At 39.6% G+C, this 22,576-nt stretch carries 28 protein-coding genes; 10 read left to right on the forward strand and 18 right to left on the reverse strand.

Annotated features, from left to right (window positions below):
- Positions 1-58: 58 nt before the first annotated feature.
- The 17 genes from QQK21_RS08200 to QQK21_RS08280 form a co-directional block, all read right to left on the reverse strand.
- Positions 59-196, reverse strand: a complete 138-nt coding sequence (locus QQK21_RS08200) for a hypothetical protein (RefSeq protein WP_284191713.1) — start codon at positions 194-196, stop codon at positions 59-61.
- 166 nt (positions 197-362) lie between these two features.
- Positions 363-1,409 carry a type III secretion system export apparatus subunit SctU gene (gene sctU, locus QQK21_RS08205; RefSeq protein ID WP_284191714.1) on the reverse strand — a complete coding sequence of 349 codons (1,047 nt, stop codon included), beginning with the start codon at positions 1,407-1,409 and terminating at the stop codon, positions 363-365.
- A gap of 3 nt (positions 1,410-1,412) precedes the next feature.
- Complete coding sequence (sctT, locus tag QQK21_RS08210) at positions 1,413-2,192, reverse strand: type III secretion system export apparatus subunit SctT (protein WP_284191715.1); 780 nt, start codon at positions 2,190-2,192, stop codon at positions 1,413-1,415.
- 6 nt (positions 2,193-2,198) lie between these two features.
- Positions 2,199-2,465 carry a type III secretion system export apparatus subunit SctS gene (sctS, locus tag QQK21_RS08215; RefSeq protein ID WP_284191716.1) on the reverse strand — a complete coding sequence of 89 codons (267 nt, stop codon included), beginning with the start codon at positions 2,463-2,465 and terminating at the stop codon, positions 2,199-2,201.
- 9 nt (positions 2,466-2,474) lie between these two features.
- Positions 2,475-3,131 carry a type III secretion system export apparatus subunit SctR gene (gene sctR / locus QQK21_RS08220; protein WP_284191717.1) on the reverse strand — a complete coding sequence of 219 codons (657 nt, stop codon included), beginning with the start codon at positions 3,129-3,131 and terminating at the stop codon, positions 2,475-2,477.
- Positions 3,124-4,110 (reverse strand): hypothetical protein, encoded by a 987-nt coding sequence (locus QQK21_RS08225; RefSeq protein WP_284191718.1) that lies wholly within the window; start codon positions 4,108-4,110, stop codon positions 3,124-3,126. The genes sctR and QQK21_RS08225 overlap by 8 nt, the downstream gene beginning before the upstream one ends.
- Positions 4,103-4,630: a hypothetical protein gene (locus QQK21_RS08230; RefSeq protein ID WP_284191719.1), complete on the reverse strand. Its 528-nt coding sequence runs from the start codon at positions 4,628-4,630 to the stop codon at positions 4,103-4,105. Before QQK21_RS08230 ends, QQK21_RS08225 begins: the two co-directional genes overlap by 8 nt.
- Positions 4,584-5,057 (reverse strand): hypothetical protein, encoded by a 474-nt coding sequence (locus QQK21_RS08235; protein ID WP_284191720.1) that lies wholly within the window; start codon positions 5,055-5,057, stop codon positions 4,584-4,586. Before QQK21_RS08235 ends, QQK21_RS08230 begins: the two co-directional genes overlap by 47 nt.
- On the reverse strand, positions 5,057-6,427 hold the full coding sequence (locus QQK21_RS08240) for a FliI/YscN family ATPase (protein ID WP_284191721.1): 1,371 nt from the start codon (positions 6,425-6,427) through the stop codon (positions 5,057-5,059). Before QQK21_RS08240 ends, QQK21_RS08235 begins: the two co-directional genes overlap by 1 nt.
- Before the next feature lie 207 nt (positions 6,428-6,634).
- Entirely contained in the window at positions 6,635-7,402 is a 768-nt protein-coding gene (gene sctB, locus QQK21_RS08245) for a type III secretion system translocon subunit SctB (RefSeq protein ID WP_284191722.1), read from the reverse strand.
- Between the two features lie 10 nt (positions 7,403-7,412).
- Positions 7,413-8,420: a type III secretion system translocon subunit SseC family protein gene (sctE, locus tag QQK21_RS08250; protein WP_284191723.1), complete on the reverse strand. Its 1,008-nt coding sequence runs from the start codon at positions 8,418-8,420 to the stop codon at positions 7,413-7,415.
- Between the two features lie 3 nt (positions 8,421-8,423).
- A complete protein-coding gene (locus QQK21_RS08255) occupies positions 8,424-8,900 on the reverse strand; it encodes a SycD/LcrH family type III secretion system chaperone (protein WP_152431819.1) in 477 nt (158 codons plus the stop codon).
- A gap of 110 nt (positions 8,901-9,010) precedes the next feature.
- Complete coding sequence (locus tag QQK21_RS08260) at positions 9,011-9,571, reverse strand: hypothetical protein (RefSeq protein WP_284191724.1); 561 nt, start codon at positions 9,569-9,571, stop codon at positions 9,011-9,013.
- 194 nt (positions 9,572-9,765) lie between these two features.
- Positions 9,766-10,335 (reverse strand): hypothetical protein, encoded by a 570-nt coding sequence (locus QQK21_RS08265; protein WP_284191725.1) that lies wholly within the window; start codon positions 10,333-10,335, stop codon positions 9,766-9,768.
- A 132-nt stretch (positions 10,336-10,467) separates the two neighbouring features.
- Entirely contained in the window at positions 10,468-10,974 is a 507-nt protein-coding gene (locus QQK21_RS08270; protein ID WP_284191726.1) for a hypothetical protein, read from the reverse strand.
- A 132-nt stretch (positions 10,975-11,106) separates the two neighbouring features.
- Complete coding sequence (locus QQK21_RS08275; protein WP_284191726.1) at positions 11,107-11,613, reverse strand: hypothetical protein; 507 nt, start codon at positions 11,611-11,613, stop codon at positions 11,107-11,109.
- Positions 11,614-11,703: 90 nt separating this feature from the next.
- On the reverse strand, positions 11,704-12,015 hold the full coding sequence (locus QQK21_RS08280) for a hypothetical protein (RefSeq protein WP_284191727.1): 312 nt from the start codon (positions 12,013-12,015) through the stop codon (positions 11,704-11,706).
- A gap of 409 nt (positions 12,016-12,424) precedes the next feature.
- Between QQK21_RS08280 and QQK21_RS08285 the strand changes: the two genes are divergently transcribed.
- The 9 genes from QQK21_RS08285 (at position 12,425) to QQK21_RS08325 (ending at position 19,421) form a co-directional block, all read left to right on the forward strand.
- Entirely contained in the window at positions 12,425-12,838 is a 414-nt protein-coding gene (locus tag QQK21_RS08285) for a hypothetical protein (RefSeq protein ID WP_284191728.1), read from the forward strand.
- Positions 12,839-12,841: 3 nt separating this feature from the next.
- Complete coding sequence (gene sctC / locus QQK21_RS08290) at positions 12,842-14,419, forward strand: type III secretion system outer membrane ring subunit SctC (protein ID WP_284191729.1); 1,578 nt, start codon at positions 12,842-12,844, stop codon at positions 14,417-14,419.
- Positions 14,420-14,421: 2 nt separating this feature from the next.
- Positions 14,422-15,636, forward strand: a complete 1,215-nt coding sequence (gene sctD, locus QQK21_RS08295; RefSeq protein ID WP_284191730.1) for a type III secretion system inner membrane ring subunit SctD — start codon at positions 14,422-14,424, stop codon at positions 15,634-15,636.
- A gap of 21 nt (positions 15,637-15,657) precedes the next feature.
- Positions 15,658-16,365, forward strand: coding sequence for a hypothetical protein (locus QQK21_RS08300; protein WP_284191731.1), 708 nt, complete (start codon positions 15,658-15,660; stop codon positions 16,363-16,365).
- Between the two features lie 14 nt (positions 16,366-16,379).
- Positions 16,380-16,709 (forward strand): hypothetical protein, encoded by a 330-nt coding sequence (locus QQK21_RS08305; RefSeq protein WP_284191732.1) that lies wholly within the window; start codon positions 16,380-16,382, stop codon positions 16,707-16,709.
- 66 nt (positions 16,710-16,775) lie between these two features.
- Positions 16,776-17,543 (forward strand): type III secretion system inner membrane ring lipoprotein SctJ, encoded by a 768-nt coding sequence (gene sctJ, locus QQK21_RS08310; protein ID WP_284191733.1) that lies wholly within the window; start codon positions 16,776-16,778, stop codon positions 17,541-17,543.
- Positions 17,518-18,243 carry a hypothetical protein gene (locus tag QQK21_RS08315; RefSeq protein WP_284191734.1) on the forward strand — a complete coding sequence of 242 codons (726 nt, stop codon included), beginning with the start codon at positions 17,518-17,520 and terminating at the stop codon, positions 18,241-18,243. The genes sctJ and QQK21_RS08315 overlap by 26 nt, the downstream gene beginning before the upstream one ends.
- Positions 18,210-18,872, forward strand: a complete 663-nt coding sequence (locus QQK21_RS08320) for a hypothetical protein (protein WP_284191735.1) — start codon at positions 18,210-18,212, stop codon at positions 18,870-18,872. The genes QQK21_RS08315 and QQK21_RS08320 overlap by 34 nt, the downstream gene beginning before the upstream one ends.
- 348 nt (positions 18,873-19,220) lie before the next feature.
- On the forward strand, positions 19,221-19,421 hold the full coding sequence (locus QQK21_RS08325) for a hypothetical protein (protein ID WP_284191736.1): 201 nt from the start codon (positions 19,221-19,223) through the stop codon (positions 19,419-19,421).
- A gap of 320 nt (positions 19,422-19,741) precedes the next feature.
- Here the strand turns inward: QQK21_RS08325 and QQK21_RS08330 are convergent, their stop codons facing one another.
- Positions 19,742-21,073: a DNA cytosine methyltransferase gene (locus tag QQK21_RS08330; RefSeq protein ID WP_284191737.1), complete on the reverse strand. Its 1,332-nt coding sequence runs from the start codon at positions 21,071-21,073 to the stop codon at positions 19,742-19,744.
- Positions 21,074-21,150: 77 nt separating this feature from the next.
- Here QQK21_RS08330 and QQK21_RS08335 point away from each other — a divergent pair, with 77 nt between their 5' ends.
- The gene (locus tag QQK21_RS08335; protein ID WP_284191738.1) at positions 21,151-22,575 is read left to right on the forward strand and encodes an AAA family ATPase; all 1,425 of its coding nucleotides are present in this window, start codon (positions 21,151-21,153) and stop codon (positions 22,573-22,575) included.
- Position 22,576: the final 1 nt, after the last annotated feature.

Genomic DNA, 22,576 nt, shown 5'->3' on the forward strand with positions numbered 1-22,576 from the left:
ACACCAAAAATAGTAATAAAAAAATCAAAAAACCAACGAAAGAATTATCTGTAGGCGCCTATACGGCTGATGGTAGCCAGAGCTTTAGATCGGCTTCCCAAGTTTTTCTAAGTTGAGTGAGTGCGCTGGGTAACGCAAATGGCTTACCTCTTCGGTCGACGATATCAGCCATAGACTTGGCGTTATAGATAGCCATACCAGTAACTGATCGGCTACATACGACTAACGGCGATATGTCACCGATCGACTATGAAAGTCCTTTAGAAAAGTGTCCTGAAAAAGTTGCACAGAACACTTTCACAACAAAAGCATCGTCATAACAGTTCCCGTCTATTTTTATCCCGAGTTCAGGTTAAATAGAATTAGTTGTCGTGATGATTCAGAGAATTCACCCATTTTATGACGTCAGATACGGCTTCGAAATGTACTCTAGGAATTGATTCATAAAGATCAGCGTCTGCGTATAAGCCTCTTGCGAGGGGGATGTTCTCAATAATAGGAATGTTGTTTTTTTGGGCAAGTTTTTTGAGACGTAATGCTTGTTTACCCGTATATTTTAAAGAGACAACGGGAATCGGAGCCTCTGTTTTATCATAAAAAAGACCTACAGTTATGTGGGTTGGGTTAGCAATAACGACCGACGTTTTCTTTAACTGCTTTTTCATTCCACCAGATTGAATTTCGTTATGAAACTCTTTCCGTTTTTGCTTTATTTCTGGATTTCCTTCACTTTGTTTGTATTCTCGCTTTACCTCGTCCTTGCTCATCTTCAGTTCCTTCTCATGGTTGTGCCTCTGAAATAGCAGGTCGAGAATAGCGATCACAAAAAGAGGTGCTGTAACAATAACAAACAGAGAGATGAATAGTTGCGCTGCAACGGGAAGAATGGAATTGGCCGAAGCATATGGCAACTGCAAAATGTTGGGGATTTCAGTATATATCACGAATGCAACAGTGATTGAAAAGATAATCACTTTTATGAGCGAAAGTAAAAACTCGATGAAATTTTTCTTGCCAAATATTTTTTTTGCTCCCGATATTGGATCTATTTTCTTAATATCTAGTTTCATTGATTCAGGTGCGAACAATGGTCCAAATTGACCAATATTGGAAAAAATACCAACCACAACGACTAGCAGTAAAAAAGGCAAAAGAATTTCCATAACAATACCGAACGAATGGTTTATTGCGCCTTCAGCCGCTTTGGAAAAGCTCTCGCTTTCTAAAAAGCCAGTCACAGAAAAAAGTTCTTCTAGTTTTACGCTAATTCGGCCAGAATCTAGAAGTAGCCAAATCAGAGTGGTGAGCATAAGGGCTAGCGAAGGTATTTCCTTACTTTTTGCGACCTGACCTTTTTTTCGTGCATCTTTGATTTTTTTAGGGGTCGGCTTCTCGGTTTTTTCTTCCATGTTTTAGCCTCCTAAAAACGCCGTCATCCATGAGGTGAAGTCAATAAAAACAAGCATTTCCTCGAGAAACGCCTCGAACATTAGGTTCAGGTATAAGATAAGAATTAAGATGGCTAAAGCACTTTTTATTGGCATTGCCAATATAAATACGTTCATTTGGGGAACAAATCGATTCATTAACCCTAGGCCAAATTCAGCCAAAAACATAACAATCACCGCTGGAGCAGCTAAGCGCCATGCAATTTCCATAATATGACTAAAAGCTTGTAATGCAGTTAAAGTCGCGTTTTGGGCAAATGGTGGCAGCATATCGTTAACGGGCCACAGAACATAGGAATGGTACATTGCCCCTAACCATATGAGTACAAAGCCAAATGAAAAAAATATCGCGCAGCCTGCTTGGTTTAAAAGTATTCCAAGAGGACTTGTCTGTTCATTTGAAAGAGGATTCATTGTCATCGCCATTGATGCCCCACGTTGGTTGTCAATAATAAACCCTGCACTTTCGATTGCTTGGAATGGAATGGCCGTTATAAAACCAATCAGTAACCCAATTAATGCTTCTTTTATTGCAATAGCGGCAAGAAAACTCGTGGTATCAAGCTGATTCATATCTGCTGATACCACTGGAAATAATGGCAGAGCAAGTACCGCGGCAATGGTATTACGTACCATTTGCCCCCCAAGCACACGAGTAGAAAAACCTGGAATAAGTATCATTGCACCAATTAATCTTGGTAAGCAAAGACCAAAAGAGATTAGAAGCTCATTTAACCCATCCATATCGCACTACAACACTTTGGGTAAAGATTCAAAAATTTGTAGACTGAAATGGTATATTTGGCTGCCAAACCAGTGACCGGTAGCAAACATTACACCTACGACTGCAACCAACTTTACCACAAATGCTAGCGTTTGCTCTTGAACCTGCGTTAGTGCTTGGATTAGTGCGATGAGAACACCTACTGCCGCTGCTGTAACGATCGTTGGTAGCGAAAGAATTAATGTCAGATGCATAGCCTGAGCTGTCAAGGAAATCAATTGTGACTCTTCCATCTTCGTGTCCTACCCAATTTGGTAACTTAATACAATGCCGTGGGTTAATCGTGTCCAGCCATCTAGCAAGACAAAAAGCAGTAACTTAAAGGGAAGTGAGATAGTCATAGGTGATACCATCATCATCCCCATTGCTAGCAAAATGTTGGAAACGATTAAATCAATAGCGATAAACGGAAGGTAAAGAATAAAACCCACTTCAAATGCCGAGGTAAGTTCGCTTACCGTATAAGCTGGTATCAACACAAGAAAGCTTTCGTTATCTATAATGTCTCTATGCTCAGGCGGCCAGAGTTGTTTCGCCGTATCGGCAAAAAAATCCACTTCGGTCTGACTGACTTTATTGAGTAGAAACTGGCGATACGGCTCTAGTATATGGCCAATGCCCTGCATCGCTTCCGTACTGTTTTCCCACTCAGTTCCCAACTCAAGGGCAATTTGATGACATTCATATGCTACTGGAGCCATGATAAAAATAGTCAGTACCAATGCAAGTCCGTTCATGGCCATATTAGGTGGTGCTTGCTGTACACCAAGAGCATTCCTGATCAGAACAAAAATGATCGATATTTTCACAAAAGAAGTTGCCATCACAGTAATAAATGGAAGCAGGCCTACCAAAGTTAAGCCGCCGATTAGGGTGAAAGCGTCTGGTGTATTAAACATGTTCGGCCTGCTCTGTTGGGTTAGTCCAATGAGAGATATGCACAGCGTAACTATTAAGAAAAAGTACGATTTCTCCTTGCCCGCAATAAACAATTTTCTTCTGTTCATCGAAAAGGTAGATATTTACTATACTTCCACTTAGTTGCTGCATGAGAGCGTCATCATCAATGCCCAGTTCGAGAATGTTCTCAAACTGGGTTTTTGTCACTGTCATACTTGCGACTTCATATACAAGCCAAGGGCTTCCTTCATGTATCATCGATATGTCTAGACTATTGTCAGCACAATAGTTTTTTTCTGCCGTGCCTGTGCAAAGGGTCACTTCTTTAGGTAGCCCTTTATGGTTATTTGAGGAACAATCAGCAAGCGCTATATTAGGATAAAAAACATAGCCTTGACGGATTAGAGATCCCGTATGAAGGGTCAATAATTCTTCTTTTGTTAGTGGCTGTAGACCAGATATAAACCTCAAAAAATGGGGTGGTTGAGGTTGGTCAATGATCTCTGTCTTAGGCCAGCTGGAGAGTAACACATCGAGTATAGGAAGATTTTCGGGGCAATCAGAATTAAAAAACCAGCCAATAGATTGCTGACCGCTTTCCTCCACATCGGTCGGCAACAAGCAAATTAATTGAGAATCAAATTCAGTCTCAGTAATTAATTCAACATTTGAAATATCGGGATAGTCATCACCAACTAAAAGAAACCATTGTTCACATACTGGTTGGATTAGCAATTGCCTTGCTGTTAGCGGAAGGCTTTCAAACACCTTAGGTGTAACTGATGGAGATACACACGCTAAAACCTGTTGAGCCGAGCAAAAAAGTTCGAATTGGCTACCTTGCCATAGGCCCATTAACTTCATATCTGCTTGCGTTGAGGATTGTGAGAGTCGCCATGTACAAGACTTATGAACAAATTCATAGCTGCTCTTGTACTGGGCTAACCACTCAGAGGCTGTTAGTGCTGTACTATTCATAATAGTGTTCCTCATCTTGAAGTTGGTCCATATGAAGAGAAAATGGACTGTCAGTAATCAGCTCAAAACTCACTTTTGCAATTGATTGCTTGCGATCTAGATCGGCTCGATGCTGTTTCATTCGTTCAAAAAAAACGGGGTTAGTACATGAAATAGAAATATTGGCCATCCCATTTGCAAGACATGAAGTGATCGTAATTGGGATTTCACCAGCTCTGGCAGTAACCCTAAGCATCTCACCATTGTGGCTAGCCCAAAGCTTTTCGGCCCACTCACGAACGACAGCACGTACGTTATTCAAATCTCTTGATTCTCCATTGCTTGGTTGCGCAATTGGCGAATGCTTTTCAAAAGTACTTACTTGCCCCAACACCAACTCATTAAACAAAAGTTCCTCTTCTTGGCGCTTTTTTCCTTCTCCAAACTTATCGCGTGAATCGTTTCTTTCTTCTACGTTTTTATGATCACCGCATTTAGAGCTGCATGTTGCTTTGGCTTTGCTTGGGTAAGAATTCGTCAAGCTGTTTGTCTGCTTCGAGAAGCTCAAGTTGAAATTGGTGTTTGTCATCTTCTTTTCTGATCTCCACACATTTTTCGTATTTCTTATGAGCAGATTGATAACACGATTGTGCGGTCTCCCATTGTGAAAAATGTTCTTGTGAGGTTTTTTTTAGCTTCACAATAGTGTTGGCAGACTCATTTACTTTATTTTTTGCAGCGGCAACTTGTTGCTGCCAGTTATTCAGCGCCTCTTTACTAAGTGGCACATTGTCACTAAAAGGCGACTGAGATATCTGCTGTAGAGAGGAAAGCAATTGAGTATGAATAGCTTCTTGTTCGGACACGTCTTGCTCACTTTTTTGATAGGCAGATAATCTCTCTTTCATCTCTTTAGCTGCGGTATCTTTACGTTTACGTTTGATATCTTCGAGAATCTTCCAGTCCATTATCCAAGTCCCGTTAATTCCAGTTGTCGTAGGCTCTCAGAAAAATCAGAAGGTTCGTGTGTACCTTGCTGCAGTAAAGTTTGAATTTGCGAACGCTTTGCGATGGCAATATCTAGGTCAGGGTCACTCCCTTTTTGATACTCTCCCAACCTTACCAGCATCTCATTTTTCTCATATGTAGCCATCCATTTCCTGACTTTATTGGCACTCGCCAAATGATCTTCAGAAGTGATTTGATTCATCACTCGACTAGCACTACGGAGAATATCGATTGCCGGATAATGTGCAGCTGCAGCCAACTCTCTGGAGAGAATAATATGCCCATCCAAAATAGAACGAGTTTCATCAGCGACTGGCTCCGTCATATCATCACCTTCAACAAGCACCGTATATAAAGCACTTATAGAACCTTGTTCAGTGATACCAGGCCTCTCTAGTAGGAGTGGTAATTGTTCAAATACAGATGGAGGGAAGCCTCTTCGAGTTGGGGGTTCACCAGCAGCTAAACCCATTTCACGAAGTGCTCGAGCATAACGGGTTAAAGAATCGACCATGAGTAGGACCTTTTTCCCTTTTTCTCGGAAATGCTCGGCTACGGTTGTCGCAACCAATGCTGCTCTTGCCCTTTCCATTGATGGTCTGTCTGAAGTCGCGATAACCAGTACAGCTTTCTTGCGCGTTTCTTCATCCATATGCATTTCAATAAATTCTCGGACTTCTCGACCACGTTCACCCACCAATGCCAGTACCACAACCTCTGCTTCTGTATTGGCGATGATCATTGATAACAAAGTACTCTTACCACCGCCTGCGGCGGCGAAAATACCCATTCTCTGTCCTTCACCCATAGTCAGCATGCTATCTATAGCTCTAACTCCAAGAGAAATATGGGAACTTATTGGTGGTCGAGTCATCGGGTCTGGCGCACCTTGAAATACAGCCCGCATCGTTTTCTGAGTGCTTTTTGAGGGTGATACTGAAGAAAATGCGGTCGATGGAAAACGCTCTCCAAGACCATTTAGCACCGCACCAAGAAGGTGATCACCTACTTCTATCTCATGTTGCTTACGCGTATTTATAATTCGAGTAAGATTTGAAAGTCCCCGAGCCTCACCCAAAGGGGCAAGCAGTGTATAAGGTGACTGAATAGCAATCACTTCAGCATACAGAACCGGTTGACCTGGTGTTTTGAGATAACACATATGTCCTATAGCTGCGCTTGGCATCAAGGCTTTTATCATATTGCCTGTAACACCAACTACCTTACCTGCTTTTTGAAAGTTCACAGGAACGGATAAACGTTCATGGAGTTGATTGAGTTTGGAGGAGATATCGCACTCTCCAAATGGTGGTTGGTTATATTGTGACATTTTTCATCAATCATCGGCGTAAGAACTGGTCACATCAGATTATCTAAGCACGTTGGAAAAGAACTCATAAAAAACTAAATTTAGATAAATATCACTTTTGTTATCTCTGTAAAGTAGGTAATGGTTTTTCTAAAAACCTAAACAAGTTAAACAGGCCAAACAATATAAAAAAGTAGCCACTTGTTTAAAACAAGTGGCTACTTTTGTTTACATGCTTTGCACAATACTTGACATCATTTGATTGTTTGTTTCAGAATAAGTCTTCAAAGCGTCTTTGACTTCTTCCATCAATTGTTTGGAGTAGTCAAACCTTGCTTTGGAGTCCTCTTTCAACGCTTCATACCCAGCTTGCTCTGCTTCAAGTTCCTTACCTTCTGCTTTCGCATTACCCGCATGAAGTTCCATAACAGAATTAACCATACCTCCAGCTGCGTTGTATACCTGAGCTGAACCATTTGCAAGACCCATAATTTGTTGAGTCTGCTTTTCACTGTAGTTGCCTTTGATTGACTTGAATGATGCGCCAGCAGTTGCCAAACCTCCAACGATTGATGTAGCGCCTGATACAATGCCTCCGATAAACGAACTTCTCGCACTATCACGAATTTTATCTGCCTGACTATGTATCGATGTCTGAATGGCCGCGACATTCGCTTTACGCTCTTGCCTTTCAGCTTCTTTGTGCTCCATAGACATTTGATGGAATAGAATTAGTGTTTCAGCAAGGCTAACTTCAGAACCCTCAGTACCACCAATTGCGGCTATCGCTCCTTTCACATGGGCTTGAGAAAATAAGTTATCCTGCGGTAACTCTAAATCACCAACTTCATGTTTAATATCTCGCTCAGCACCTTTTACTGCAACTACAGGAACCTGAGGATGCCTTACATCGTTCGCTTTGTTCGCTTCTAAAGTGTCTAAACCCTCGAGGAACAATGTATTACTTGCAAGATTAACATTAACTATCGTTGTCATAATAATATCCTTATGCTGTTAGACCATGTCTGATGATCCCATTTTGTGAATTTGTATTCTCATTCATGGCAGCGATCACCAAATCCATAATCTCACCTCGCTTAGACAAAGCATCTTTTATCGCTTCTTCCATTTCTTCCATCTGTGCCTGATTCTTGGCGATTTCTGCAAGGGTTTCTTTCGCATCTGCCTGAGCTTTGGCTGCTTGGTGAGAAAGAGTACTGGTCGCAATTTGACTGCTACCCTGACCAACCGCACCGACACCAGCGATGCCTTGCGATACCTTGTTTACAGTATTAGCGACAGTGCTTAGTGTGTTGGTCGCTGCTTTAGTAGCACTTGCTGCAGCACCTGCACCAAGTGTTAGCGCAGTAACAGCTATACCAAAGCCTATGTCCGCAATTAATTGCGCTACTTTTTCACTTAAGCCAAAAGCTTTAGTGAGTCCAACGGCTATTTTTTCTGTTAGTGACACACCAAATTCAGCAGCAACTTGCTGTCCCACCATTAATCCAGCTCCTACCATTGCTCCAACAGCTCCAGCTATCGCTGCCGCGCCAGCTGGTGCAGCAGCACCAAAAGTGGCTACCGTTGTAGCTATTGCAGCAACCGCAACCGCAACTGTTGCTATCCAACCAAATATTTTTTTGAACAAGCCACCTTTCTTCGCTTTTTCCATTTTTTCAATGGCTTTTTCTTGCTGGGCAATTCGGTCTTCATGCGCCGCTTTATTCTGATCTCGAGCCGCTTTTACATCGGTTTGCGAGAATTTGACTTGACTGTCTTGCATTGCAGCTCGTGCCAACATCAAGGCGGCATAGATATCGGTTTGTTGACCAGCAGGTTCTTCTAAAACTGGTGCATTTGAGCCACTTTCTTGGACATGACTCTCACTCACAGTCACAGGAATATCATGACTAAGGCTTTTCGTTGGTACAACGTTTACATTGCTGGCCTCAGTTTGCACGTTATCAAGGCTATTCTTGATTATGCTTGATAGCATTCCAGTTATTTCCATAATTTATCCCTCAATTAAGTTCATTTTTTTATAACGTCTTTTTGCATCCGCACAAATGTCATCAAATTGATTGTAATTTCCACTCATTTGGCTTGCCGCGAAAAATCCACTTGCCGCTGCTTGGTGTTTGCCCAGCATTAAATGGCACTTAGCAGAATAATAGGGAGGTCTAGGGTCATCACCGTCTATAAGGCCTGCATAACTATATGTCTCTATAGCAGAGTCATATTGCTTAAGCATAAATAGACATGAACCAAGGCCAATAAAATACTTCACTTTGAAGTGGTCGAACGCACATAGAAATTGAAATATACTAACTGCTTCTTCATAGCTACCCATATTGTAGTAATTAAAAGCAGCATGATAGACTGTTTCTAATGTTGTTGGGCTAAACTCATGAAGCTCAGCTAATGTTCCTCCACCTTTCAGATATTGCAAAATATCTTCTTGAGTGCAGTTTTTTACTGATTCTTCTTCCATTTCTCATCCTTATAAATATTTAGTAATATCATTTTCAAGATATAGGTCGATGTCTATACAACCCTTTAATTTTTAGCATTAAGCACAAAATATATGTCTATTACCATTCACTACATGTTGCGGATAATACCTTCTTTCGCATCACCGTCATTCTTGACAATAGTGCTGTATGCATCCACGGCATTTTTGTTTTTAGACATTGCGTCATTGGTACGAATCATATCGATTGAACCTTGTGATGCAAGGTTGTCATACACCGCCTTTACGTTATCTAATTGCAGCTGCATATCCGCTCTTGTATATTTGGCCTCACCATAAAAAAGCTCCCCTGTGATCAGATTTCCGCCTATCACCGATGGGTCATTGGGTGTAAAACCTTTAACATTGTCGGCAAGAAATTGCACAACTTCTGCAGACATTGTTCCTTTACTATCATCCTTATTACCCTTGATATTACTAATGTCGTTACGCAGCATTTGCATCACGTCATTAATCGCTTTCATTTCATTGGTTTGTTGCTGCATATCCACCAATTTAAAGCGCACGTTTTCCTCAGTTTCTGTTGCTCTATCATGCATTACTGCGGCTTTAAGCTGCGATAGCGACATTTGCTCTGTTTGTTCCATGCCCGAAAATAGAGTTGTGCTATTAGTACCGGTTACTGTAGTCATATTTTTCCTTTAAAAGTTAAAAATTAAAAATTAAAAATTAAAAATTAATTTAAAGTAAAATTAAGTTGCATTGAACCCCAACATGAAATGCTCAAAACAATTTTATTTTAATTAATTTAAACTTGGCTTTAATAAACTCACAATCATATACGAACAATATGACTGGGAAACGCCTAACATATAAAGAAATATTCTTACATATTTCTAATAATACCTTCTTTAGCATCACCGTCATTCTTAACAATAGTGCTATAAGCATCCACAGCATTCTTGTTTTTGGACATTGCGTCGTTGGTACGGATCATATCGATTGAACCTTGTGATGCAAGGTTGTCATACACCGCCTTCACGTTATCCAATTGCAGCTGCATATCTGCTCTTGTAAATACTCGAGTCCCAGTAAAGTATTGACGGCCTAGTGGCCCATACTTGCCAGTTCCTAGTAATAAGTCATTATGGGGCTCAAAGCCTTGAACATTGTCGGAGAGAAATTGAACAACCTCTTTAGACATTTGTCCCTTGCTGTCATCCTTATTGCCCTTGATATTACTAATATCATTACGCAGCATTTGCATAACGTCATTAATTGCCTTCATTTCATTGGTTTGCTGCTGCATATCCACCAATTTATAACGCACATTTTCTTCAGTTTCTGTTGCTCTATCATGCATGACTGCGGCTTTTAGTTGTGATAGCGACATTTGCTCTGTTTGTTCCATGCCCGCAAATAGCGTTGTGCTGTTAGTACCCGTTACTGTAGTCATATCTTCTACCTTTTATTTATAAAAATTATTTTTTACATATTAAAACCAAAATAACAATTTACACTATTGGATGGATTAATATATTTATTAAACACTTCCATTAAATTAAATTTTAATAATTTATGGAATAAATTACATATTACGAATAATACCTTCTTTCGCATCACCGTCATTCTTAACAATAGTGCTATAAGCATCGACAGCATTTTTGTTCTTAGACATTGCGTCATTGGTACGAATCATGTCAATTGAACCTTGTGACGCTAGGTTGTCGTAAACTGCCTTCACGTTATCCAATTGCAGCTGCATATCCGCTCTTGTGTATTCGCTTTGGGCGCTAAACCCTTTCACATTGTCCGATAGAAACTGCTTTACCTCAGCTGACATGGTGCCCTTGCTGTCATCCTTATTACCATTGATATTACTAATGTCGTTACGCAGCATTTGCATAACGTCATTAATTGCCTTCATTTCATTGGTTTGCTGCTGCATATCCACCAGTTTATAACGTACATTTTCTTCAGTTTCTGTTGCTCTATCATGCATAACTGCGGCTTTTAGTTGTGATAGCGACATTTGCTCTGTTTGTTCCATGCCCGCAAATAGCGTTGTGCTGTTAGTACCCGTTACTGTAGTCATATCTTCTACCTTTTATTTATAAAAATTATTTTTTACATATTAAAACCAAAATGACAATTCACATTATTGGATGGATTAATATATTTATTAAACACTTCCATTAATTTAAATTTTAATAATTTATGGAATAAATTACATATTACGAATAATACCTTCTTTCGCATCACCGTCATTCTTAACAATAGTGCTATAAGCATCGACAGCATTTTTGTTCTTAGACATTGCGTCATTGGTACGAATCATGTCAATTGAACCTTGTGACGCTAGGTTGTCGTAAACTGCCTTCACGTTATCCAATTGCAGCTGCATATCCGCTCTTGTGTATTCGCTTTGGGCGCTAAACCCTTTCACATTGTCCGATAGAAACTGCTTTACCTCAGCTGACATGGTGCCCTTGCTGTCATCCTTATTACCATTGATATTACTAATGTCGTTACGCAGCATTTGCATAACGTCATTAATTGCCTTCATTTCATTGGTTTGCTGCTGCATATCCACCAGTTTATAACGCACATTTTCTTCAGTTTCTGTTGCTCTATCATGCATAACTGCGGCTTTTAGTTGTGATAGCGACATTTGCTCTGTTTGCTCCATGCCCGCAAATAGCGTTGTGCTGTTAGTACCCGTTACTGTAGTCATATCTTCTACCTTTAAATTTTAAGTTATTCATTTAATATTGAAAAAATCTATGTTACATCTATATTTAATTTGATAATTAGTCACTATCTTTTATATTAAAACCCTCCCAGGCCTCGCCCTATAATTTACTTTGTTTTTTTCCTTAACAATATCTACAAAACTATCATCTGATGTAATACCTTGCTTTTCCAGCTCTTTATTAATTATTTCTTTATTTTCTTTGATTTTATTTCTTGTCATATCGTCAATAGACGGATACATAGCATCAAGACTTTTCCTTTTCCGACTATTTTCTTCTAGAGTTTTTAGTGCTTCAGATGTAAATGCCTCTCTCTCTTCTATTTCTATAGCTTGTTTTAGCAGAATATCATCATAATCTACGTATTCATTATTACTACTCATTTCTAGTCTATCTCCTAAGTAACTCATCCTATTGCTGTGAGTAAATTTCTTTAATCTGTACCGCAATGAAACCTCTAAATCATGCGTTGATATAAACTTACAACAGACGTTAGTTAAATATCATCATTAAAACCATTTATTTATAATTTTATCAGGAATTTGACACATAACGTTTGAGAAACAAATCAAAGAAAAGCAATAAAAAATATAAATATCAACAACTTAGTGTCAATTATCGACTCTAAATTGTGTAAATATGTACGTTGATAAAAAAAATATAAAATTGATAAAAAATCCAACGTGATAATTTTATCATGGTTATTGCTGTCTTTTTTATCATTTTATTGTGATTTAATATCTCGAAAATGGGAAAGTATGCTCAACCTTCGGATAATAGAGAACAGATAACGTGTATAAAGATATTAAAACATATACGAGTAATGCCATGCTTCCGCTATTAAAAGCTGAAAGCAATCTATACATAACAAAAATATCAAACTCTATCATTCAGTTTAATATAGATTTGAATGAGTCTAAAATATGTTTCTGGACAGGAGAAATGGATGTAAGTATAGATAATAGCATTTTGGAATACACGATGAGAAAAATGATACCTATATCTTTACATACAAATGTTGAGTTAGTTTTTGACAACCAAGAAATAAGTTACAGCCTCCGACTTAGAATGTCAGATTACCTTGGTGATACTGATGCATTTTCTAATGCTATTGATGATTTGCTATGGGCCCATTCACTTGTTCATTCATTATCAGATAACAACACCTGTAATCACTTTCACAACTTTATGAAATATATGGTGTAAAAAATGAAAATTAGTATTCATCTTAATCGCTTTTCTAACTTTATCGCTCTATTTGCCATAGTAATGCTAATACAGCCAATTTATGCTTCAACATTACCCAATGAAAAGTATAGCTATAGAGCAAAAAACACACCCTTACCTGATGTTTTAAACGCATTCTCTGCTCACTATGGACTGTTTGGAGTGGTTAGTGAATGCTTTGAAGATTCGTTCAGCGGAAGCATCAAAGCAGAATCCGGAGAGGCATTCCTTCATCAACTTTCATCAGCATATAACATTGTTTGGTTTCGAATCGACTCTACTATCTATTTCAACTGCTCTAGTGAAATTCAAACCAAGTTAATTACTCTTAACAATGCTTCATCTGAAAGATTTTCAAACAAAATGAAGAAAATCGGCTTGGATCCGAATCGTTTTGGTATGCGCGCTTTACCTGACACAGGAATGCTACTTGTCTCAGGTCCACCCAAATTTCTGGAAATCGCAATTGATGCAGCCAAAGCTGTCGATGATAGTGCAGCAAAAGAACCCAACTACCAAATGAAACCCTACGTTATCCCTCTTCTTTATAGTCACGCTGAAGATAGAAAACTTGACGATGGTAGCACTACACCAGGAATGGTGACAAAGTTGCGCAGCCTTCTTGGCTATAGTGGCGAAGTAATTACGCAAGGAAACATTGTTGCTGACCCTGACATGAATAGTGTACTCATTTATGACACAGAATCTTCAGTGCAAAGGATCATTCCTCTTATTCATTCAATGGACAAGCCCAAACGCCAAGTGGAAATATCCATTTCGATTATTGATGTAGCGGAGAGTGCTTTAGAAGACCTTGGTGTTGATTGGAAAGCTAAAGGAAGCAATGGCTCTTTAAGCGTCAATCCACTCAGTGGCATTATTGAAGGAGCGTGGCATGGAGGAACTGGCTTTGCGACAACATTACCTCTAGGAACCCTTAGTCAATTTGAGTTCACGCTTACAGCCTTAGAGCAACAGAAAAAAGCACGCACCTTGTCAAGACCCACTTTACTTGCAAGAGAAAATACTCGAGCGGTGATCAGCAATAAAGAAGAGTTCTATGCAAAAGTTGAGGCAAAAGAAGATGCTCAATTGGTCACACTTTCAGCAGGCACCGAGCTTATTGTAATCCCAAGAATCATTCCTTCTAAAGAGGGGCTTGCAATCAGCTTAGATATCACACTTACAGATGGCAAACGAGAGAGTGAGACTATTTCAGATCTCCCTGTGATTAAAGACAGTACCATTATTACGCAAGCGACGGTCGCACGAAATCAAAGCCTACTCATTGGAGGATTTTATTCACAGCGTAATCTAGAAGGAAGTTCAAAAGTTCCTGTTCTTGGTGACATTCCACTTCTTGGACGTTTATTTACTTATGACAGCTCTGACGATAGTCGTTCAGTGCGCATGTTTCTCATTCGGCCAAGAATATTGGATGAAGTATCAGGCCATACAAAACAGTCTGATGCAACTAAGTTATTCAACAACCAAATTACAAGCGAAGTTGAAGAACTAAGACTCATTAGAGAAGCCTTTGAAAGCGCATGGAGTGAATAGTTATGACTTGGACATTAAAGGTGCTCTCTGGTAAGCATTCGGGGGCAGAGATGGTACTAGATAAGAAACACATTATTATCGGCTCATGCCATGAAGGTGCAGACTGTGTCCTAACAGACATAGGTTTAGCAGATACCGCAATGCAAATTACGGTTAATGACAAAATTATCGCGCTTAAAGAGCTAAACAATGCTAAATGGTACATCAACGGCAAAGTTCAACGAACCTCGTTGTCGAGTATTGCTCCCTATGATGTCGTTCAAATTGGGGCAATTGCCTTTACTGTTGGTAAAGTCGATGCAACTTGGCCCACGATAAATCTTCCACAGCAACCCCGTTTTCGGTTTCCTTGGACGGGAGTACTCTTCTCTGGGTTACTTTGTATAGGAAGCTTGAACGCATCATTTTATTCGTCAAATAATTCTATTAAAAACAATACTATTGATATTAGACCGGCGCTCGAACAGTCATCTACTTCTCCAACAGATAGCAAGAACTTTGGTTTAATTGTTTCAGAGCAGGATAAACGCACATTCGTCACTGGTTATATACAAGATAGGTCAACATCAAATACTGCTCGACGCCAAATCGAAGCTAACAGTGAGTTTCCCTTGATATGGAAAGTGCACCGTATAGATAAACTAACGACTTCAATACAAACATTACTGAATGAACATAACTTGTATGGCTATGATGTCAGTGTGGATCTCGAAGGAAGAGCCACAATTAAAGGTGTAGTTTCCGACCAACTGTCTACAGCGACATTGGCCACATCAATAAAAAAAGAAATTCCTGGGTTATCTAAAGTTACCTTTAACACGACCAAAGCTTCAGAAGTTATCTTGTGGCTTAACCAAAGCATTGACAAAATGGGCTTGTACACTACTGGGGCTTCAAATTATCAGAAACATATACTCATTAGTGGTAAGACAAACACATTGCAAAAAGCACAAATCCATCAGCTGATTGATTCTGCAAATTCAAAATTCGGCAACCAAGTGCCCATACAATATCAACCTTTTATTGATCCAGAAGGGATGTTACCTCCCATTCGGGCTGTTAGTACAAGTTTCACCCCTTATCTTGAGCTCTCCAATGGGCAAAAATATTTGAAGAACTCGATAATCGGTGATGGATTTACTATCAAAGAAATAACCGAAGATGGCATATCTCTATTAAAGGATAAACAAATTATTTGGATTGGAGCGGCCGGTTAAATGCTGACAAACACATCTCTCATGTTTCAAGGCCAACCTTTGCTCGAAGACTGGCTTTTGAAAATAACATTGCAAATGAAGCAGCTCAATACACCCTGTGAGTATGCGGAGTTAAATACTTGGAAGGTAGCATTAGAGTGTGCTATCGAACATATCATTAAACAACAGGAGAATCATTATGGATTTAGGCTCAGTACATCAAATATTGGGAGCTTCAGTTCAGTCAACCACTTCAAAGCTGGAGGAACACATGAAAACAATGGATCCTCACGACAGTATGGACCTAGCAGTATTTCAGAAGCTAAACAACGATTGGCAACTATCAACTCAACTGCAAAGCACAACACAAAAAGCAATATTCGATGTACTAAAAGGACTATTAGACCGAATGTAGCTAAGCATCTTGCAAATATCGCCTTGAGTGTGGCTGAGGAAGGTAGTACCGATAACGTGCGTTCAATACTTATGCCTTTTCTATATGCCGAAGGTCAATCAGAAGAAGAGATTTTTCATAAACGTGTCGCACAGATTATCTATGCAATAAGTTTATGTAGACATAGCCACTTCTTACAAGCACGAAAGCTGCTTATCAATGATAGCTCAGAGTTAGGAAAATTCTTCCTAGCTTTCATAGGTATTGCGGAGCATCACTCTGAAGAGGCGGAACTCAAACTTTGCTCAATCGCAAATTTGATCAAATCAAATTTGCTTGATACTCAACCAACATAACAAAAGGAACTCATATGGTAGACTCAATATCTCCGGTCGCAAGCGCCTACACCATGCCTCAACAGCCAGTATCAAGGGCTAGCCTAGAATCGCTGTTCGACAAACATATTCAAGAGCCAGTTAAACCTATGGGGGAAGATTGGCTGGAAGGTGCAGTTAGCTTCAGTTCAAAGGTAGATAAGCACTATAACGAGACATTGACACGAGCGACGGAAGATCTTTCTGTGGTCGACTACGGAAACCTTCACTCGGAAATAAATAGTCTTGTATTGAACACACTAACTTCAGCAACTTTTGTCGGAAAATTTACCCAAGGTTTCGATAAACTGCTAAGCAGCCAGTAACCAACGTGGCCTGAAACTGTCTTCAGTTTCAGGCATTAGCAAATCTATTTAGACAGAATCGTGCCCATGAATATTAAAGATATGCGAAACATTTTCCTCAAACTAACCCTCTTACTATTCAGCTTAGCTTTAGTGGGCTGTAAAGAAGAGATGTATTCCAATCTATCGGAATCCGAAGCGAACCAAATGTTGGCTCTACTTCTTAGTGAAGGAATAGATGCAGAAAAGCAATCGATCAATGGAAAAAGCATTACCCTCAAAGTGGAAGGTTCTCAGTTCTCCTCAGCAGTTGAGCTGCTAAAACAGAATGGATACCCCAAGCAAGAGTTTGCTACCGTTGAGCAGTTGTTCCCACAGGATGGCCTAGTCTCTACACCAACGCAAGAAAAAGCAAGGTTTGAATACGCTATCTCTCAATCATTAGCTAAAACGCTAAATCAAATCGACGGTGTGATTTCTGCCAGAGTACATTTAATGATCCCAGCAGAAACTCGCATGAAAACCAAACAACCGTCTTCTGCCGCAGTATTTGTTAAACATTCCCAAGAAGCTGAAATTTCACAGTTAACCCCTCAGATAAAAAGCTTGGTACAAAGCAGTATTGAAGGTCTAGAGTACAACAATGTTAAAGTTATTTTGGTTGAATCAAGCACTCCGCCACCGATAATCAAAAAAGTCGAGGAGAGTAGCTCATCAGCCTACCTTTATATTGCAATTGTCATATTGATCATGCTTTCAATAGCAATAGCTTGCTACTCATTTTTCTCAATCAGAAAGTTGAAAAATAAAAATTTGGAGATGTTAGAAAATGTTGTACAAGAGTCAGCTTCTTGATCAAGTTTTAAACATAAGAGCAAATGTACATCCTACTCATATCGAAGGTTACCTACACCGCCTGTACGAAGATTGTGTGCCATCAATAACATCTTCTCGGCAGGAAGCCTTGTTGAATCAATATCTATTGGAATGCTTAGAGCTAGATCTCTCTACCGTTGACTTTGAACTGACTGGAGTAGATAAAGGAACAGAAAACTTAACTGCACAGCATCTAGCTCTTCTTCCATCCGGTATAGTTTGTAAAACTCTTACACTATGGTCAGGATATATTTATAACAAAAATATCAATAATTACATTAACAAAAAGGACATCACAGTTATAAAAGAGTATTTCCTCGAACATTATGGATGGCTAACGCGACAATCAAGTCTAAATGATGATGTTTCGAAAATGCCGTTTCAAGATAAACTGCAGACCTTGCCTGTTCCAAAAACGTTTTTGCCGCTAGACTCGTTTCTCTTTGATCATCTACCTCAGATATCTCTGTTAGGAATCAATATATTGACGGCAGACTGGCCCCATGTATACAAGAAGCTATTAACGTTAAAACTCCCAAAAAAAGAAATAAACACAAAAGTAAACGAAAAGATTGGCATTGTCCCATTAAATAAAGAGGATGTAGAGTCCACTTTATTTATATGTTTAGAGAGGATATCAAAAGAATGGCACGAGAAATTTTTACCAAAATCGGCATAGAAGAGATCACCTCTCTTCAAAATACCAAAATAATTTCTGCTGACGAACTCAGCACGCTGACTCATATAGAAGAGTCTAAGACAAATGGGCAAAATGAAATAGAAAAGCTACTTGATGAAGCAAGGCAAGAAGCAAAAAAAATTATTGAAAGTGCGCTAAGCGAAAAGCAGGCAATAATTAACAAAGCGCAAAATCAAGCTTTGTCCGTTCAAAAACTTGATGAGTGCAGCCTTGAAAACAAACAGCGTGCCTATTGGAAGAATTCAATTTCATCCTTAGAACAACAAATTGAGAATATAGTCTCCGATATATTGTCCAATATCATCCACGACTGCGATAGAAAAGATTTGATCAGGAGTTTAATAAGGCAAGGGCTAGAGTTTCTTGACTTAAGTCAAAGTATCTGCGTGAGAGTTCCAATGAACCTAAAACATCAAATGTCTGAATCATTCCCAGACCTCATAATCGAAGGTGAAGAAGATTTGATAGATGCACTTGAAATAGAATCAGACAATGAAGTTTATCTCCTATCTATTGATAATGTACGACCGTTACTATGTTCTAAAAAATCACAACAGACACAATCTTATCATGAGCCAAATATGTCTGAGATCGATGCAACTTACTGACGTGACGTATGTATATTAGTATTAACTGGAGGCTGAATCAGTGTCAGTAATCTACTTATTAATAATGACAACAACGCCAAGAAAGTCGTTCGTTTCATATTAGAATTTTACCTATATCAGCGGCAAGATTAACTCAGTTCTTGCCGCGTCAGCCACCGTGCTCTAGGGATGATTTAGTGTAAATCAGCAACCCAAACGTGTTTTGTTATCCACTATTCATCCCATATCAATGTGATACTTTGCACATAAATAGTGATTTAGTGAAAACAACCACGATTTTAGGCAAACTATATCAGACAAAGCGTCTACAATCGGCTCGACGCCCTCAATGCAAAAATGGTTTATTTCATGAACAAATCTAAGATCATATTCCCCGAAAACTCAATGGCATACGAAGCTGAAATAAAAGCTCAACCCGTCATCAACACCGAGACCGACGAAAGCACTTTCTTCCCCAAAACCTCCATCGCCCTAGAAAATGAAATCCGAGCAACAAGAGTCACCCCTGGCGCAAATAAAGGATTTTTGTCTCCGGAGGAGAAAGGTTAACTTTATCATACTGTGTGCTCATTGGCGCTAAGGCCGAAGTTACATCTCATGATTTAAACCCTTGCGCCAAACTGAGCTGGTCAGGCATCCACAAGCTAGTCTTGGAATGCCAACAAGATCAATACAGGTAAACCAGTTAGCCCAACATTACTCAAGGTGGTGGAAATTCGATACACCGTATAATCGCTACCAAACATATCCAACCGAGGTTGCAAATATCCACGAAGCGTTAGTGTCGATAAGCAACCTCGCTCTGTCCTTAATTGCTACTTATAGCCCTGAAATAAAATTAGATGGCATTTGCAAACACCTTCTATTATTTAGACTATTTTTTCTAATGCCCTAGCAGGAGACTTTTGCTCTGCAAGATTAATCGCCGTGATAATTTGTTTTGCTACTGCTCTGATTACCTTCATACAAACTGAGTTACCAAACTGCTTGTAGATTTGCCCCTGTGATACTGCATCTACGTCGAATTCTTCAGGGAACCCCTGAAGCCGTGCACATTCACGTGGGGTAAGCTTACGAGGATTTTTGCCAATGTGACTTTGATCAATCAGTATCTCTGAACCGTCTTTGTAGTAACGTGCACTGATTGTGTTGGTGTATTCACTATCAGCGTTGTAAAGCGTATAACCAAAGCCGTTCCCTTTTGTTTTATGGCCTTCTTTACGCTTCTGGTGCCCCTCCCAAAGCTTGTCTGAGATAGTGAAGCGGTCTTTACCTACAGCAACAATGTCCGCCTGAAGCTCTTCCTGAGACTGAAGTATGTCGCCTACAAGAGTAGGTGTTCTTGGTGGTACTGGCCATGAGAACAACTCATCAAAGTTAACACCTTTAAAGTAATCTTTATCAAAACCTATGATAAAGATTCTTTCGCGGTTTTGTGGAGCACCAAAGTCAGCCGCTCGAAGAACTTTAAAATCAACCCAGTAGTTAAGCTTTTCGCTAAGAGCATGACGAGCATCTTCACTAATAGGAACAACATCAGGAATATCCTGCTCGTGTTTGCCTTCAAGAATATCGACAATTGTTTTTAGTGTTCTGCCTTTGTCATGGCCTTTCAGCTGCTTAACATTCTCAAGAAGAAATGCTTTTGGTCTTTTCTCTGCAAGAATTCTCTGAATTTCAAAGAACATTGTTCCGCGAGTGTCACTGAAACCCTGCTTTAGGCCTGCCTGTGAGAAGGCCTGACAAGGGAACCCACCTAACAGAATATCGTGGTCAGGAATACGCTTTGACTCTATCTGAGTAATATCCCCTTTTGGCATTTCGCCATAATTATGCAGATAGGTTTTCTGGGCGAACTTATCCCACTCCGAAGTAAATGCGCAGTAACCACCCAGCTCCTGGAATGGTAATCTGATTCCACCAATACCAGCAAACAGATCGATAAATCTGAAATTACAATCCTCTTCCTGCTTTTGTCGGAAAGGTGCATTTTCAAAGCGCTCTTTCAGTTCAGACTCAAGATTGGCAATTGCATCCAGCTTTGTTTTGGTCGGTTTGTGTTCACCAGTTTCCCATCCTCTGATTGTTCTCTCTCCAGTTGATGACATTCCTAGCAAATTTGCGAACTCAGTACGGCCTAAACCAAGGTTTTCACGAGTATTTTTGATATATTCAGCAACTGATTGATTAATTAGATCCAATTTACTTTCACTTATCCGCTTTTTCACCAAGCGATAGTAGCACTGTACATCTAAACAGGCAAATTTAAAGGCTCAGAATGAGAATTGATGATTTTATCAAAGAATGTAACACACTAGCCAGTGAAACTTCCTTAGAGTATCTAGAGGTCTCTCCCTCCTTCAAATTTTCTAACACTGGAAGGCGAGGTAAAAAATACTTCGCAATTTCCCTAAAGCATGTCATTGAAGCCCTTGAGGATATAAACAGCAATCTAGCTACCTTTAGTAATTATCTTCACTATGTAGAAGCTGATTGGAGATATCTATTTTCAAACTATATTTCTGATGAAGTAACTATAGCGCTTGCAGGAGTTCAAACATTCCCAATGTTTTCGCTACTCAACAAAATAGTGACCATCTCAAACAACCTAGATAACTACTCTGAAAAAGATATTCAACTTTCCAAAGACTATTTGGATACAAGTATCATGTATTTAAATAGCCAGATGCCTAATGACGATGTTTATTTAGAACTATTGCAACCTCAAAGAAGTAGTAATGACCGTCGACTTCAGACAGGACGTAACAAAATCTACTTCGGTGCTCCAGGTACAGGTAAAAGTTACGCGATAGAACAGAAAACAGAAACAGATTTTACAATAAGAACAGTCTTTCACCCAGATACTCAATACAGTGACTTCATAGGTTGCTTGAAGCCAGTAATGGTTGATCGAACTATACACTATGAATTTAGGCCGAGTTGCTTGACAGATGCTATCATCCTCGCGGTAAACAATCCGAGTAAAGAGTGTTCATTGGTTATAGAAGAGATAAACCGCGCCGCCGCCGCCGCTGCTTTTGGCGAGATTTTCCAACTCCTAGACAGGCTACCAACTAGACAAAGTAAATATCCAGTCAATATCTCAGATCCAGACTGGCTAGCATACTTAAATAGTAAGACTGATAACTACTTCGCAAGTGGGAAACTAGTTATACCTTCAAATCTATCGATTTTAGCTACGATGAATAGTAGTGACCAAGCGGTTATGCCTCTAGACACCGCGTTTAAAAGGCGTTGGGAGTTTGAATACCTGCCGATAGAGTATTCAAATGCGCCAAAAGGTACTCTTCCGTTGCCATTAGAGGATGATGATGGTGAAGTTGAAGTTTACGATGTTCTTTGGGTCGATTTCGCTAAAGCAGTTAACAAAGCCCTCGCCTTAGACCATATCCCCGAGGATAAACTGTTAGGCCATCGTTTTTTGGATGATAACGAGCTCAATGAGAATGGCGAGGCTGCTCTGAAAGGAAAGATATTCACGTACCTTTGGGATGATGTGCTCAGACATGGCCAACGCAGTGTCATTTTTGCGGAGTACGTATCCAACTCAGGCGGTGAAGAAGTTGAGCTCACCACTTACGGCCAGCTAATTCAAAATTATGATGCTTCTCGAAATGTACTAAAGGACAGCTTGGCCTCTGAACTCATTCAGATGACAGTAGCCAGAGATGAAACACACTAGA

The sequence above is a fragment of the Vibrio zhanjiangensis genome (assembly GCF_030161235.1).
Taxonomy (GTDB): domain Bacteria; phylum Pseudomonadota; class Gammaproteobacteria; order Enterobacterales; family Vibrionaceae; genus Vibrio; species Vibrio zhanjiangensis.

Excerpts from the sequence above, each read along its gene's own strand:
- QQK21_RS08200 (WP_284191713.1), bottom strand. The coding sequence starts at position 196 with ATGGCTATCTATAACGCCAAGTCTATGGCTGATATCGTCGACCGAAGA.
- sctU (WP_284191714.1), bottom strand. The coding sequence starts at position 1,409 with ATGGAAGAAAAAACCGAGAAGCCGACCCCTAAAAAAATCAAAGATGCA.
- sctT (WP_284191715.1), bottom strand. The coding sequence starts at position 2,192 with ATGGATGGGTTAAATGAGCTTCTAATCTCTTTTGGTCTTTGCTTACCA.
- sctS (WP_284191716.1), bottom strand. The coding sequence starts at position 2,465 with ATGGAAGAGTCACAATTGATTTCCTTGACAGCTCAGGCTATGCATCTG.
- sctR (WP_284191717.1), bottom strand. The coding sequence starts at position 3,131 with ATGTTTAATACACCAGACGCTTTCACCCTAATCGGCGGCTTAACTTTG.
- QQK21_RS08225 (WP_284191718.1), bottom strand. The coding sequence starts at position 4,110 with ATGAATAGTACAGCACTAACAGCCTCTGAGTGGTTAGCCCAGTACAAG.
- QQK21_RS08235 (WP_284191720.1), bottom strand. The coding sequence starts at position 5,057 with ATGGACTGGAAGATTCTCGAAGATATCAAACGTAAACGTAAAGATACC.
- QQK21_RS08240 (WP_284191721.1), bottom strand. The coding sequence starts at position 6,427 with ATGTCACAATATAACCAACCACCATTTGGAGAGTGCGATATCTCCTCC.
- sctB (WP_284191722.1), bottom strand. The coding sequence starts at position 7,402 with ATGACAACGATAGTTAATGTTAATCTTGCAAGTAATACATTGTTCCTC.
- sctE (WP_284191723.1), bottom strand. The coding sequence starts at position 8,420 with ATGGAAATAACTGGAATGCTATCAAGCATAATCAAGAATAGCCTTGAT.
- QQK21_RS08255 (WP_152431819.1), bottom strand. The coding sequence starts at position 8,900 with ATGGAAGAAGAATCAGTAAAAAACTGCACTCAAGAAGATATTTTGCAA.
- QQK21_RS08260 (WP_284191724.1), bottom strand. The coding sequence starts at position 9,571 with ATGACTACAGTAACCGGTACTAATAGCACAACTCTATTTTCGGGCATG.
- QQK21_RS08265 (WP_284191725.1), bottom strand. The coding sequence starts at position 10,335 with ATGACTACAGTAACGGGTACTAACAGCACAACGCTATTTGCGGGCATG.
- QQK21_RS08270 (WP_284191726.1), bottom strand. The coding sequence starts at position 10,974 with ATGACTACAGTAACGGGTACTAACAGCACAACGCTATTTGCGGGCATG.
- QQK21_RS08275 (WP_284191726.1), bottom strand. The coding sequence starts at position 11,613 with ATGACTACAGTAACGGGTACTAACAGCACAACGCTATTTGCGGGCATG.
- QQK21_RS08280 (WP_284191727.1), bottom strand. The coding sequence starts at position 12,015 with ATGAGTAGTAATAATGAATACGTAGATTATGATGATATTCTGCTAAAA.
- sctC (WP_284191729.1), top strand. The coding sequence starts at position 12,842 with ATGAAAATTAGTATTCATCTTAATCGCTTTTCTAACTTTATCGCTCTA.
- sctD (WP_284191730.1), top strand. The coding sequence starts at position 14,422 with ATGACTTGGACATTAAAGGTGCTCTCTGGTAAGCATTCGGGGGCAGAG.
- QQK21_RS08300 (WP_284191731.1), top strand. The coding sequence starts at position 15,658 with ATGTTTCAAGGCCAACCTTTGCTCGAAGACTGGCTTTTGAAAATAACA.
- QQK21_RS08305 (WP_284191732.1), top strand. The coding sequence starts at position 16,380 with ATGGTAGACTCAATATCTCCGGTCGCAAGCGCCTACACCATGCCTCAA.
- sctJ (WP_284191733.1), top strand. The coding sequence starts at position 16,776 with ATGAATATTAAAGATATGCGAAACATTTTCCTCAAACTAACCCTCTTA.
- QQK21_RS08315 (WP_284191734.1), top strand. The coding sequence starts at position 17,518 with ATGTTGTACAAGAGTCAGCTTCTTGATCAAGTTTTAAACATAAGAGCA.
- QQK21_RS08320 (WP_284191735.1), top strand. The coding sequence starts at position 18,210 with ATGGCACGAGAAATTTTTACCAAAATCGGCATAGAAGAGATCACCTCT.
- QQK21_RS08325 (WP_284191736.1), top strand. The coding sequence starts at position 19,221 with ATGAACAAATCTAAGATCATATTCCCCGAAAACTCAATGGCATACGAA.
- QQK21_RS08335 (WP_284191738.1), top strand. The coding sequence starts at position 21,151 with ATGAGAATTGATGATTTTATCAAAGAATGTAACACACTAGCCAGTGAA.